This is a genomic window from Pseudomonas sp. TH41 (assembly GCF_016650695.1).
Taxonomy (GTDB): domain Bacteria; phylum Pseudomonadota; class Gammaproteobacteria; order Pseudomonadales; family Pseudomonadaceae; genus Aquipseudomonas.
The window spans coordinates 182897-196057 of the sequence record NZ_JAEKFH010000004.1 but is presented as its reverse complement, the minus strand read 5'-3'; the positions used below and the strand labels follow the sequence as shown (position 1 = coordinate 196057).

At 61.4% G+C, this 13161-nt stretch carries 8 protein-coding genes; 1 reads left to right on the top strand and 7 read right to left on the bottom strand.

All coding sequences use genetic code 11. The annotated features are described in order from the left end of the window. Positions 1 to 148 precede the first annotated feature (148 nt). From JFU37_RS17600 to JFU37_RS17570, 7 genes are all read right to left on the bottom strand, one after another. Complete coding sequence (locus JFU37_RS17600; RefSeq protein WP_201116820.1) at positions 149 to 1801, bottom strand: BatD family protein; 1653 nt, start codon at positions 1799 to 1801, stop codon at positions 149 to 151. Next, complete coding sequence (locus JFU37_RS17595; RefSeq protein WP_201116819.1) at positions 1798 to 3537, bottom strand: tetratricopeptide repeat protein; 1740 nt, start codon at positions 3535 to 3537, stop codon at positions 1798 to 1800. Before JFU37_RS17595 ends, JFU37_RS17600 begins: the two co-directional genes overlap by 4 nt. Next, the gene (locus tag JFU37_RS17590) at positions 3534 to 4613 is read right to left on the bottom strand and encodes a vWA domain-containing protein (RefSeq protein ID WP_201116808.1); all 1080 of its coding nucleotides are present in this window, start codon (positions 4611 to 4613) and stop codon (positions 3534 to 3536) included. The genes JFU37_RS17595 and JFU37_RS17590 overlap by 4 nt, the downstream gene beginning before the upstream one ends. Then, positions 4606 to 5100: a DUF4381 domain-containing protein gene (locus JFU37_RS17585; RefSeq protein ID WP_201116807.1), complete on the bottom strand. Its 495-nt coding sequence runs from the start codon at positions 5098 to 5100 to the stop codon at positions 4606 to 4608. The genes JFU37_RS17590 and JFU37_RS17585 overlap by 8 nt, the downstream gene beginning before the upstream one ends. After that, positions 5097 to 6041 carry a DUF58 domain-containing protein gene (locus tag JFU37_RS17580; protein WP_201116806.1) on the bottom strand — a complete coding sequence of 315 codons (945 nt, stop codon included), beginning with the start codon at positions 6039 to 6041 and terminating at the stop codon, positions 5097 to 5099. The genes JFU37_RS17585 and JFU37_RS17580 overlap by 4 nt, the downstream gene beginning before the upstream one ends. Positions 6042 to 6046: 5 nt before the next feature. After that, the gene (locus tag JFU37_RS17575) at positions 6047 to 7006 is read right to left on the bottom strand and encodes an AAA family ATPase (protein ID WP_008150800.1); all 960 of its coding nucleotides are present in this window, start codon (positions 7004 to 7006) and stop codon (positions 6047 to 6049) included. A 296-nt stretch (positions 7007 to 7302) separates the two neighbouring features. Beyond that, the gene (locus JFU37_RS17570) at positions 7303 to 7656 is read right to left on the bottom strand and encodes a hypothetical protein (RefSeq protein ID WP_201116805.1); all 354 of its coding nucleotides are present in this window, start codon (positions 7654 to 7656) and stop codon (positions 7303 to 7305) included. A gap of 504 nt (positions 7657 to 8160) precedes the next feature. On the opposite strand from JFU37_RS17570, the gene JFU37_RS17565 reads away from it, so the two are divergent. After that, positions 8161 to 13053 carry an NAD-glutamate dehydrogenase gene (locus JFU37_RS17565; RefSeq protein ID WP_201116804.1) on the top strand — a complete coding sequence of 1631 codons (4893 nt, stop codon included), beginning with the start codon at positions 8161 to 8163 and terminating at the stop codon, positions 13051 to 13053. Positions 13054 to 13161 lie beyond the last annotated feature (108 nt).

The following is a 13161-nucleotide window of genomic DNA, read 5'->3' as shown; positions in this document are numbered from 1 at the left end:
CGTGGAAAATGAAGGCGGCTAAAGGGGGGAGAGTTTACCGGCAAAAGGTCGGGAATACCGAAAAGCGAAAAGATCGCAGCCTGCGGCAGCTCCTACATGGGAATGGCGTACACCTGGAGGAGCTGCCGAAGGCTGCGATCTGTTGGTCTTATTTGGGATAAAGCGGCGGCAACCCACTGTCACCCACCGGGTCCTGAACCCGCTCGGCAATCGGGATTGACTTGATCGCGCGCCACAGGTCTTCACCTTGCCAGTGCTGGCCGGTTTCGCTGTACAGGGCGCCGTTCAAACCGTCGAGCGCGTCGGACAGCGGCACGAAGCGTGCGGCCATGTCGGCCAGGGTTTCCGGTTGTTGTCGGGCCCAGGCGTCGAGGGCCTGGCGGGTGGCGTGGGAGTCGTTGGCCTGGCAGGCGCGCTTGAGGTCGTCGAGCACGGTGCGTGGGCTCGGGCCGGTTTGCGCGGCGCGCAGGATCGCCGGTTGCCAGCGTGCGCGCCACCAGAGGCCGAAGCCGAGCAGGGTGGTGCAGGCCAGAATCAGGGTGCTGAGTTTCCACCGCCAAAGGGTTTCACTGTCGGCAGCAAAACTGACTTGTGGTATACCGGCCGGGGTATCGGCCGCCAGGCTCGGGTTGTTCGCGACGTCCAGAGACTGGGCTGGCAGGTTGCTGTGTTCCAGATGATCTTCGAAGGTGTTCCACCACACCACGTCCACCGCGGGCAACTCGATTGAGCCGCCTCGCGTCGGCACCAGGGCTTCGCGTTCTTCGCGACTGCCGATCAAGCCGCGCTCGCCGTTTTGATTGGCCAGCACGGGTTGATCCGGATAGCGCCGCAGGCCGTTAACGTCGGTGGCGGGCAGCGGGGGCAGTTGTGAACTGGCCAGGCCTTCGGCTTTTACGGTCAGGCTGCGGGTCAGCGAATCGCCCACTTGAGCGTGGTCCGGTTCAGGATTCCAGCTTTCGCTCAGGCTGAGGCTGCGCGCGGGTAACCATGGCGCGTCAGCCGGGTAACTGGCGGGCTTGGCCTTGACCGTCAGCAGGATCTCGGAAGAACTGACGCGCATCAGTTTGCCGGATTTCGGCGCTTGGGTGGCGGCGTCCTGGGCGGGCTGTGCATCGACCAATGCCGCATTGAAGATCTGCGCCGGAATGATCAATACGCCACTGTGCTGCGGATAGATCGCATAGCGCATTTCGATCACGCCATGGCGCAGGCCATTAATGGTTTTCTCGTAGGTCCGCGATTCACCCAATTGTTCGATGCGCACATCGGGAATCTGCAGAGGGGGGAGGCTGCTGTCGTCGTACAGCGACACCGAATGGTAGATGCGCAAGGTCAGAACCGCCTGGGCCTGCACATACACGCTGTTTTGATCGAGGCTGGCGTCGATGAACACCGGGGCCAGCGTATTCGCGGTGTCCTGGGTTTCGCTCTCGACCACTTGCACCGTGATGGGCTGGCTCTGCACGTCACCCAGTTGCAGTGACGGAATTACCACGCTGCCGTTTTGTCGAGGCAGCAGGGTGATGATCCAGCGGGTGGTGGCCTGATTGTCGCCGTTTAGGGTATTCAACTGGTTGACCTGGCGGGTGCCGCGGACTTCGAACTGAGGCTCCAGCGGTGTCAGGTCCGGTTTGCCAAATAGCGTTACGTCGGTGGATTCCAGGGTCAGTTCGACGGTCTCGCCGGAGTTCAGGCGACTGCGATCCACACTGGCGACCAGCCCGGCTGCCTGGGCCTGAACGGTGCAGAGCAGCAAGGCGGGCAGCAGCGCGAGCGAGAAAGCGGTGAAGCGGGTCATCGAGTTTTTCCCTGATCCTGATGTTGTTGCTGTTCGTACCAAAATTTGCGCCTGAGCAATTCACCCGGATCATCCGGGATCTTGCGCAACCACTGCTCCAGCGCCTGGCGTTGTTCGCCATCGATTGTGGCGTTGGCTGGGCGCATGGGCGGCCTGGTGCTTTGTTCATCCCCCAACTCGCTGCCAGGGACTTCATTGGTGCCGGCTTTCGGTGGCCTCGTCGACGACTGTTCGGCGTCGGCTGAAGTCTGCTGCGCATCGGTTTTCGGTTCGCCGCTGTTCGTCGGTTGCGTGGCCGCGCCTGGGGGTGGCTCCTGCGTGATGGTCTCGCTGTCGCTGCTGGCGTTTTTGTCCGGTTCAGCGGTTGGCGCAGTGGCTTTCTGTTTGATCAGGTTTTCCACCAGCGCCTTGTTGGTCTGCGCCGGACGCAAATCCGGTTGCAGCTCCAGCGCCTGTTCGTACGCATCCAGCGCGGCTTCCAGCTCTCCGCTTTTGGCCAGGGCATTGCCACGATTGTAGTGGGCGTGGGCGTCGTTGCCTTCGGCGAACCGCTGGGCGGCAGCACTGTAGTCGCCAGCCTCATAGAGCGCCACGCCTTGCCATTGCCGGTCTTCAAAATGTTGCGCAGCTTCGGCCGGGCGTTCTTGCTTGAGCAAATGCTGCCCTCGTTGGTCGGGGCGCAACCACAAGTCTTCGAAGTCGAAAGCGTAGCTCGGCTGTGGCACTAGAAACAGCAGCGGCAGGCAGAACAACCAGCCGCGACGACCGGCGCAGGCTGCCAGCAGCAACAACGGCAACAGCAGCCAATAACCCTGATCGGCCCAGGTGTCGAGGCGCAGGGTCTGGCCGTCGTTGCGCAGCGAGCGTGGACCGTCGAGAAGGCCGAGGGCGCGCAGGTCGGCGTCATCCAGGCGCGCGTGGTGATAGCGCCCATCCAGTGCATTGGCAAAGGCCCTCAGGCTGGGCTCGTCCAGATGCGGAACCAGAATCGCACCCTGATCGTCCTTGAGGAAACTCCCGTCCTCCCGGGTAATCGGCGCGCCTTCGGCGGTGCCGATCCCGAGCATGAGGAATTGCGTCGACTTGCCGTCCATTGCCCGGCGAATGCCTTGGCGCTCTTGCTCGGTCAAGGTGGAACCGATCAGCAAGATCCGGCCGTCGCCGAGGGCACCTTGATTGAGCAACGCCAGCGCCTTGATCACCGCCAGATCAGCGCGATGGCCGGCCTCGGGCATCAGCGAAGGCTTGAGCGCATCCAGCAGGTTATGGCTGGTGGACAGGTCATCCGACAGCGGCACCAGCGTGTGGGCACTGCCGGCATAGACGACGATCGCGGTCTGGGCGTCGCTGCGGTTTTGCAGCAGGTCAAACAGTTTGCGCCGGGCCTGTTCCAGTCGGTTGGGTGCTACGTCGGTGGCGAGCATTTCCGGGGTCAGTTCAAGGATCACCACCAGCGGATCAGCCGGTTTCTGGCTGGTTTGCTCGACACGTTCCCAACTGGGGCCCAGCAGCGCCAGGACCGTGAGCACCCAGGCCAGGCCCAGCACAACCCACGGCAACTTGCTGTCGCGACCGTTGCCACCGCTGAGCAGCGCGGCGTGAAAGGCGGGCGGCAGAATCATCTGCCAGCGCCCGGCACGTTTCTGCCGATGCCAGAGTTGCCACAGCAACCAGCCGAGCAACGGCAACAACAACAGCCACCAGGGGCGGAACCAGTACGGCCATAGCGCACTCATCGGCGCCTCCGCAGACGCAGGCGTTTAAGCCGCTGGCGCCAGTCGGGCAATTGCGTTTGCAGAAACAGCTCCTTGGTAAACAACCGCTGCAACGGGTTGTCCGGCCAGCGCTCCCGAACCACCAGCAGCATGCTCAGCAGCAGTGCCATCGCCAGGGGCCAGTGATACAACGCCTGGGCCGGGCGGGCCTGAGTCGGTTGCTGGGTCACCGGCTCCAGTTTGTCGAGGGTGTCCTTGATGGTTTGTAGCTCTTTGCCATCGCGGGCGCGGAAATACTGGCCGCCCGTGGCTTCGGCAATGGCTTTCAAGGAGGGCTCGTCGAGGTCCAGGCTTGGATTGACCCCGAGGGAACCCAACGTGCCACTTTGCTCCGGATCGGCGCCGATGCCGATCGGATAGATTTTCACGCCTTCTTTAGCCGCCAGCCGCGCTGCCGTGAGCGGGTCGATTTCGCCGCTGTTGTTGGCACCGTCTGTGACCAGAATCAACACGCGGCTCTGGTCCGGACGCAGGCGCAGGCGTTTAAGCGCGAGGCCGATGGCATCGCCGATGGCGGTGTTTTTGCCGGCGATGCCGATCCGCGCTTCGTCGAGCCAGACGCGCACGGTGTGGCGGTCGAAGGTCAGCGGCGCTTGCAGGTAAGCCTGGCTGCCGAACAGGATCAGGCCGACCCGATCACCTTCGCGGCTTTCGAGAAAGTCACCGAGCAAATGCTGGACCAGCGATAGGCGGCTGACGTCCTCGTCCTGCCACTGCATGTCGGGGAAATCCATGGAGCCGGAGACATCAACCGCCACCAGCAGGTCGCGGCCACTGGCAGCAATCGGCAGCGGTTCGCCAAGCCATTGCGGACGCGCGGCGCCGATCAGTAGCAACAGCCACAGCAGGATGAACGGTGCTTGCTGGCGCCAGGCCGGCAGGTTGGCACGGGCGCGGCGCCGGGCGAGGCCTTCGAGGTCGCTGAGAAAACTGACTTTGAGCGCAGGCTCGCCGCTGTCGGCAACCGGCAGCACCACGCGCATCAGCCACGGCAGTGGCAACAGGGCGAAGATCCACGGCCAGGCGAACTCAAACATGTTTGCGAATCCAGGTGTCGACGGCTTGGGTCAGGCCGGCGATGGCTTTGTCGTCGAGTTTGCATTCGGGTTTGTAGGCGCCTTCCACCAGCACCATCCAGCGGGTCAGGCCGGCGGCCGGGCAACGGTTATCGAGGAACGCCAGCCATTTGCGGCCGTTGAGAGTATGGCTCTGGCTATAGGGGTAATGGTTACGGCACAAGCGCTTGAGCAAACCGTTGAGTTGCTGCAACCAGGCGCCGGCCGGGGCGCCGTCGTAGGGTTTGGGCATGCGCGCCAGTTCAGCCAGCGCGGCAACGCGCACCGGGTCCAGCGGTTGTTCGGCACGCACCACCGGACGCTTGTCCGGAATGAAGCGCCGTGCCTTCCACAGGCCAAAACCGATCAGCGGCAGCAACAACAGTAATAGCCACCAACCCGGCGCCGGAGGCCAGAAGTCAATCGGCGGCGGGGAGATCAGGGGTTGCAGTTGATCGAGACTGCTCATCGACCTTTCCCCGGCTTCTGTGGGTTCAGGTATTCGCGCAATTGCTCAACCATTTCGCTCTGGGTGCTCAACGGCATCAGCAATACACGCAGCTTCTGTGCGAGCAGTTCCCAGCGGGCGATGCGCGCTTCGGCCTGGGCGCGGTACGTCTGGCGCAGGTCGAAATTCAACGTGTCGAGTTCCAGTTGCGCACCGCGTTCGGCAAAGCGCAGCAGGCCGGCGGCAGGGAGGGCGTGGTCCAGCGGATCGGACACCGGCAGCAGCAACAGGTCGCAATGGCGCGACAACAGGCTCAACTGCTGCTCGGCGCCCTCGCTCAAGGCGCGCTCGTCGCAGATCACGATCGCCAGGCTGCCGGGGCGCAGTACTTCCCGGGCGCGCCGCAGGGCAATGCCGAAGGCGTCGCGGTCCGTTTCGCTTTCGGTGTGCAACGACTGATTGACCCGCACCAGACGGTTGAGCAATTGCAGCAGGCTTTGTTTACTGCGGCGGGGTTTGATCTCGTAGTGCTCGTTGTCGCCGAACACCAGTCCGCCGACCCGATCGTTATGGCCGAGCGCGGCCCAGCCAATCAGGCTCGCGGCCTGGGCGGCGAGCACCGATTTGAACATCAGTCCTGAACCGAAAAACAGCCGACGACTTTGCTCGACCATGATGAAAATCGGCCGCTCACGCTCTTCATGGAACAGCTTGGTGTGGGGTTCCTGGGTCCGGGCGGTGACGCGCCAATCGATGCTTCGCACGTCATCGCCGGCCTGATAGACCCGTACCTGATCGAAGTCCACCCCGCGCCCGCGCAATTTGGAGTGGTGCAGGCCGATCAGCGGGCTGCGCTGGCTCGGCGTGGAGAACAATTGCACTTCACGCACGCGATGGCGCATCTCGATCAGCTCGGCGAGGCTGACACGGATGCCCGGTTCGGGTGGCAGAATGGCGTTCATCGGGGTCAAGCGACGGCTACGACGTCGAGAATCCGCTGGACCACCCGGTCCTGATCGATGCCAGCGGCTTCGGCTTCAAAGGACAGAATGATGCGGTGGCGCAACACGTCGAACAGCACCGCTTGAATGTCTTCCGGGCTGACGAAGTCGCGACCGGCCAGCCAGGCGTGGGCGCGGGCGCAGCGGTCGAGGGCAATCGAGCCCCGAGGGCTGGCGCCATAGGCGATCCATTCGGCCATCTCCGGGTCGAATTTGGCCGGGGTGCGCGTGGCCATGACCAGTTGCACCAGGTATTCCTCCACGGCGTCAGCCATGTACAAGCCGAGGATTTCCTTGCGTGCAGCAAAAATCGCTTGCTGGCTGACCCGGCGCTCAGGCTTGGTTTCGCCGTTCAACGCTTCGCCACGGGCCTGTTGCAGGATCCGCCGTTCGACGGCGGCATCAGGGAAGCCGATTTTTACATGCATCAGAAAGCGGTCGAGCTGGGCTTCGGGCAGCGGATAGGTGCCTTCCTGCTCGATGGGGTTTTGCGTGGCCATTACCAAAAACAGCGGTGACAGCTCGTAAGTGCTGCGCCCGACGCTGACCTGGCGCTCGCCCATGGCTTCCAGTAACGCGGACTGAACCTTGGCCGGGGCACGGTTGATTTCGTCCGCCAGCACCAGGTTGTGGAAAATCGGGCCTTGCTGGAACACGAAACTGCCGGTTTCCGGCCGATAGATTTCGGTGCCGGTGATGTCGGCCGGCAGCAGGTCGGGGGTGAACTGGATGCGGTGGAACTGGGCTTCGATGCCTTCGGCGAGTTCTTTGATGGCCTTGGTCTTGGCCAGGCCAGGGGCGCCCTCGACCAGCATGTGGCCGTCGGCGAGCAAGGCGATGAGCAAGCGCTCGATGAGTTTTTCCTGGCCGAGAATCTGCGTTGAAAGAAAGGTTCGCAGCGCTAGCAGCGCTTCACGATGTTCCATCGATGACTGTTCCTGGAAAGGGTGACCGAAGACGTTCGAATAACGCCAGGGTTGGGGGCGTTACTTTAATGCATCGCGGGGTGCGGCGACTAACGGCATTTTGTGCAAAGTGTGGGAATTGGTGGGTGAAATTGTTTGAAATGTGTAGGCAGGGGGAACGGCGGAGAGCTCTCGGGCCTCATCGCGAGCAAGCTCGCTCCCACAATGGATCTGTGCTGGAAGCGAAATTTGTATCCGCAGCAGGTCCCCTGTGGGAGCGAGCTTGCTCGCGATGAGGCCGGCACCGGCGCTGAAATTCAGAGCTCGCTGATATAAGTGCCAGTCCCTTTAAGAATGTTCTGCAGCGTTTCTTCCACTTCCGCCAAATCACTCGCATCGGTGCTGTGCGTAATCTCCAGCGAATCATCGCCATTCAGCGCATCGGCATCCGCCGCGGCGATTTCGATCAGCAGGCGGGTAGGGCTGAGGGTGACTTTCACGCCATCGAGGGTCGAAGGCTCGCCATCGAGGGTGATTTCCAGTTCGTCTTCGTCCGGGTAGCGGGTCATCAGGAACATCTCGCCCTGCTCGCTGTGGCAGGCGAGCATGGCCATGTTGTCTTCTTCGTCGTCGCACGGGTTGACGATCAAGAGGGCGGTAGTCATTTGCATGGGGGAAATCCTGGCTCGGCGAGCGTTGTGAACACAACAAAAGGCGATTTTGCCAGTCCTCGGGAATTTCTGCTCGACTGAGTGTCATAGGATGTGTCGCGAACACATGGAGTGTTACTGGTCATATTTGGTACGAATGTGCCGTAAAACCGGTCAGAAAACCGCCATTTTTCCGTGCGGCTGCTAGTGTTATTCGATGCACAAGCCCTGAGCTGCGTACCGATGACCGAATATGTCGCAGCACCGCAAGCACGGGCCTTGCCGCACTGGTTAAGCTGCGCATCGAATGGATACCTGTAAAGACATTGTGCAATTGATCGCAGAGTCGTTTTTGCAGATGCCCATTCATGGAAGGTGAATGTGACCCGAGTGTCTCGTCCAGCTTCACCCACCTGTCATCCTGTTTCCTCTGCCCGAGAATCAGGAACAGGGTGACGGATCGCCCCGAAAGGGGTTTTGCACGCGACGCTTCCATCAATAACAAGCCCAAGCGGAGTACCACAGATGGCGTTCTTCACCGCAGCCAGCAAAGCCGACTTCCAGCACCAACTGCAAGCGGCACTGGCGCAGCACATCAGTGAACAGGCACTGCCACAAGTGGCGCTGTTCGCGGAACAATTTTTCGGCATCATTTCCCTCGACGAGCTGACCCAGCGTCGGCTGTCCGACCTCGCTGGCTGTACCCTTTCTGCGTGGCGCCTGCTTGAGCGCTTCGATCACGCGCAACCACAGGTTCGCGTCTACAACCCGGATTACGAACGTCACGGCTGGCAGTCGACCCACACCGCGGTCGAAGTGCTGCACCACGATCTGCCGTTTCTGGTGGACTCGGTACGTACCGAGCTGAACCGTCGCGGCTACAGCATTCATACCCTGCAAACCACTGTGCTGAGCGTGCGCCGCGGCAGCAAGGGCGAGCTGCTGGAAATCCTGCCGAAAGGCACCCAGGGTGACGACGTTCTGCAAGAGTCGTTGATGTACCTGGAAATCGACCGTTGCGCCAACGCGGCCGAAATGAACGTGCTGAGCAGAGAGCTGGAGCAGGTTCTCGGTGAGGTCCGCGTGGCGGTCGCCGATTTCGAGCCGATGAAAGCCAAGGTCCAGGAAATCCTCACCGGTCTGGACAACAGCCCGTTCGCTGTCGACGCCGAAGAAAAAGCCGAGATCAAAAGCTTCCTCGAATGGCTGGTGGGTAATCACTTCACGTTCCTGGGCTATGAAGAGTTCGTGGTTAGCAATGAAGCCGACGGCGGCCACATTGTTTACGACCAGAACTCGTTCCTCGGCCTGACCAAACTGCTGCGCACCGGCCTGACCTACGACGACCTGCGCATCGAAGACTACGCCGTGAACTACCTGCGCGAACCGACTCTGCTGTCGTTCGCCAAGGCTGCGCACCCGAGCCGCGTACACCGTCCGGCTTACCCGGATTACGTGTCGATCCGTGAAATCGACGCCGACGGCAACGTCATCAAGGAATGCCGTTTCATGGGCCTGTACACCTCGTCGGTGTATGGCGAGAGCGTGCGGGTCATTCCGTACATCCGCCGCAAGGTCGAAGAAATCGAACGCCGTTCCGGCTTCCAGGCCAAGGCTCACCTGGGCAAGGAACTGGCGCAGGTGGTCGAAGTGTTGCCACGGGACGATCTGTTCCAGACCCCGGTGGACGAGCTGTTCAACACCGTGATGTCGATCGTGCAGATCCAGGAACGCAACAAGATTCGCGTGTTCCTGCGTAAAGACCCGTACGGTCGTTTCTGCTACTGCCTGGCCTACGTGCCACGTGACATCTACTCGACCGAAGTGCGCCAGAAGATCCAGCAAGTGCTGATGGATCGCCTGAAAGCCTCGGACTGCGAGTTCTGGACTTTCTTCTCCGAGTCCGTGCTGGCCCGCGTGCAGCTGATTCTGCGCGTCGATCCGAAGAACCGTCTCGACATCGACCCGCTGCTGCTGGAAAAAGAAGTGGTACAGGCCTGCCGCAGCTGGCAGGACGATTACGCCGCCCTGACGGTCGAAAGCTTCGGCGAAGCCCACGGCACCAACGTGCTGTCCGACTTCCCGAAAGGCTTCCCGGCCGGTTACCGCGAGCGTTTCGCCGCGCATTCGGCTGTGGTCGACATGCAGCACCTGCTGAGCCTGAAAGAATCCAATCCACTGGTGATGAGCTTCTATCAGCCATTGGGTCAGGTTTCCGGTCAGCGCGAATTGCACTGCAAGCTGTATCACGCCGATACGCCGCTGGCGTTGTCCGACGTGCTGCCGATCCTGGAAAACCTCGGCCTGCGCGTGCTGGGTGAGTTCCCGTACCGCCTGCGTCACAACAACGGCCGCGAGTTCTGGATTCACGACTTTGCGTTCACCGCCGCTGAAGGCCTGGAACTCGACATCCAGCAACTCAACGACACCTTGCAGGACGCTTTTGTCCACATCGTGCGTGGCGATGCCGAGAACGATGCCTTCAACCGTCTGGTGCTGACCGCTGGCCTGCCATGGCGCGACGTGGCGCTGCTGCGTGCCTACGCCCGCTACATGAAGCAGATCCGCCTGGGCTTCGACCTCGGTTACATCGCCAGCACCCTGAACAACCACACCGACATCGCTCGCGAGTTGACCCGGTTGTTCAAGACCCGTTTCTACCTGGCGCGCAAGTTAAGCAGCGACGACCTTGAGCTGCGTCTGGAACACGCGATTCTGACCGCTCTGGACGACGTCCAGGTGCTCAACGAAGACCGTATCCTGCGTCGCTATCTGGACCTGATTAAAGCGACTCTGCGCACCAACTTCTACCAGACCGACGCCAACGGTCAAAACAAGTCCTACTTCAGCTTCAAGTTCAACCCGCACCAGATTCCAGAGCTTCCGAAGCCAGTACCGAAGTTCGAAATTTTCGTTTACTCGCCGCGCGTCGAAGGCGTGCACCTGCGTTTCGGCAACGTCGCTCGTGGCGGTCTGCGCTGGTCGGATCGTGAAGAAGACTACCGCACCGAAGTCCTTGGCCTGGTAAAAGCCCAGCAAGTGAAGAACTCGGTCATCGTGCCAGTGGGCGCGAAGGGCGGCTTCCTGCCGCGTCGCCTGCCATTGGGCGGCAGCCGTGACGAGATCGCGGCCGAGGGCATCGCCTGCTACCGCATCTTCATCTCGGGCCTGTTGGACATCACCGACAACCTGAAAGACGGCGCGCTCGTGCCACCGGCCAACGTCGTGCGTCATGACGACGATGACCCGTACCTGGTAGTGGCTGCGGACAAGGGCACTGCAACCTTCTCCGACATTGCCAACGGCATCGCTATCGACTACGGCTTCTGGCTCGGCGATGCGTTCGCTTCCGGTGGTTCCGCCGGTTACGACCACAAGAAAATGGGCATCACCGCCAAGGGCGCGTGGGTCGGCGTGCAACGTCACTTCCGCGAACGCGGCATCAATGTTCAGGAAGACAACATCACCGTAGTGGGCGTCGGCGACATGGCCGGTGACGTGTTCGGTAACGGTTTGTTGATGTCCGACAAGCTGCAACTGGTCGCAGCGTTCAACCACCTGCACATCTTCATCGATCCAAACCCTGAGCCTGCGAACAGCTTCGCTGAGCGTCAGCGCTTGTTCGACCTGCCGCGTTCCGCCTGGTCGGATTACGACACCAGCATCATGTCCGAAGGCGGCGGGATCTTCTCCCGTAGCGCGAAAAGCATCGCGATTTCCCCGCAGATGAAAGAGCGCTTCGACATTCAGGCGGACAAGCTGACCCCGACCGAACTGCTGAACGCCTTGCTCAAGGCACCGGTGGATCTGTTGTGGAACGGCGGCATCGGCACCTACGTCAAAGCCAGCACCGAAAGCCACGCCGATGTCGGCGACAAGGCCAACGATGCGTTGCGCGTAAACGGTAACGAGCTGCGCTGCAAAGTTGTGGGCGAGGGCGGTAACCTCGGTATGACCCAGCTGGGTCGTGTCGAATTCGGCCTCAATGGCGGCGGTTCCAACACCGACTTCATCGACAACGCCGGTGGCGTGGACTGCTCCGACCACGAAGTGAACATCAAGATCCTGCTGAACGAAGTGGTTCACGCCGGCGACATGACCGACAAGCAACGTAACCAGTTGCTGGCGAGCATGACCGACGAAGTGGGCAATCTGGTGCTCGGCAACAACTACAAGCAGACTCAGGCCCTGTCCCTGGCGGCCCGTCGTGCCTTGCCACGGATCGCTGAATACAAGCGTCTGATGAATGATCTGGAAGCCCGCGGCAAGCTGGATCGTGCCATCGAGTTCCTGCCGGCTGAAGAAGCGATCAACGAGCGCGTCGCGGAAGGCCACGGCTTGACCCGTGCCGAGCTGTCGGTGCTGATCTCCTACAGCAAAATCGACCTCAAGGAGCAGCTGCTCAACTCCCTGGTGCCGGACGACGACTACCTGACTCGCGACATGGAAACCGCTTTCCCACCGAGCCTGGTGAGCAAGTTCTCCGAAGCCATGCGCCGTCACCGTCTGAAGCGCGAAATCGTCAGCACCCAGATCGCCAACGATCTGGTGAACCACATGGGCATCACCTTCGTTCAACGACTCAAAGAGTCGACCGGCATGAGCCCGGCGAACGTGGCCGGTGCTTATGTAATCGTGCGTGACATCTTCCACCTCCCGCACTGGTTCCGTCAGATCGAAGCCCTGGATTATCAGGTTTCCGCTGACGTTCAACTGGAACTGATGGACGAGCTGATGCGTCTGGGCCGTCGCGCTACGCGCTGGTTCCTGCGCAGCCGTCGTAACGAGCAGAACGCTGCCCGTGACGTCGCACACTTCGGTCCACATCTGGCGGCGCTGGGCCTCAAGCTCGACGAACTGCTGGAAGGGCCGACCCGTGAAGGCTGGCAGACCCGTTATCAGGCCTACGTCGCGGCTGGCGTACCTGAGTTGCTGGCGCGCATGGTTGCAGGCACCACTCACCTGTACACCTTGCTGCCGATCATCGAAGCGTCGGATGTGACCGGCCAGAACGCGGCGGACGTGGCGAAGGCTTACTTCGCTGTCGGCAGCGCGCTGGACATCACCTGGTACCTGCAACAGATCAGCGCTCTGCCGGTTGAAAACAACTGGCAGGCCCTGGCCCGTGAAGCGTTCCGTGACGACGTCGACTGGCAACAACGTGCGATCACCATCTCCGTCCTGCAACAGGGCGACGGCAGCCAAGACGTGGAAACACGCCTGGAGCTGTGGATGGAAGAGCACGAAGGCATGATCGAACGCTGGCGCGCCATGCTGGTGGAACTGCGTGCCGCCAGTGGCACCGACTACGCCATGTACGCCGTGGCCAACCGCGAACTGCTGGACCTGGCGTTGAGCGGGCAAGCGGTAGTGCCTGCCGCTGCACCTGCCAGAGCCGAGCTGGAGCCGGCGGCCTGATCAGGCGCTGAATGAAAAAACCCGTCTCGTGAGAGGCGGGTTTTTTTTGCCTGATGTTTTTGTGGTGTTTTTTCGGGCCCCTTCGCGAGCAAGCCCGCTCCCACATTT

Coding starts and splice junctions, on each gene's coding strand:
- JFU37_RS17570 (WP_201116805.1), bottom strand. CDS start 7,656: ATGCAAATGACTACCGCCCTCTTGATCGTCAACCCGTGCGACGACGAA.
- JFU37_RS17575 (WP_008150800.1), bottom strand. CDS start 7,006: ATGGAACATCGTGAAGCGCTGCTAGCGCTGCGAACCTTTCTTTCAACG.
- JFU37_RS17585 (WP_201116807.1), bottom strand. CDS start 5,100: ATGAGCAGTCTCGATCAACTGCAACCCCTGATCTCCCCGCCGCCGATT.
- JFU37_RS17580 (WP_201116806.1), bottom strand. CDS start 6,041: ATGAACGCCATTCTGCCACCCGAACCGGGCATCCGTGTCAGCCTCGCC.
- JFU37_RS17595 (WP_201116819.1), bottom strand. CDS start 3,537: ATGAGTGCGCTATGGCCGTACTGGTTCCGCCCCTGGTGGCTGTTGTTG.
- JFU37_RS17590 (WP_201116808.1), bottom strand. CDS start 4,613: ATGTTTGAGTTCGCCTGGCCGTGGATCTTCGCCCTGTTGCCACTGCCG.
- JFU37_RS17600 (WP_201116820.1), bottom strand. CDS start 1,801: ATGACCCGCTTCACCGCTTTCTCGCTCGCGCTGCTGCCCGCCTTGCTG.
- JFU37_RS17565 (WP_201116804.1), top strand. CDS start 8,161: ATGGCGTTCTTCACCGCAGCCAGCAAAGCCGACTTCCAGCACCAACTG.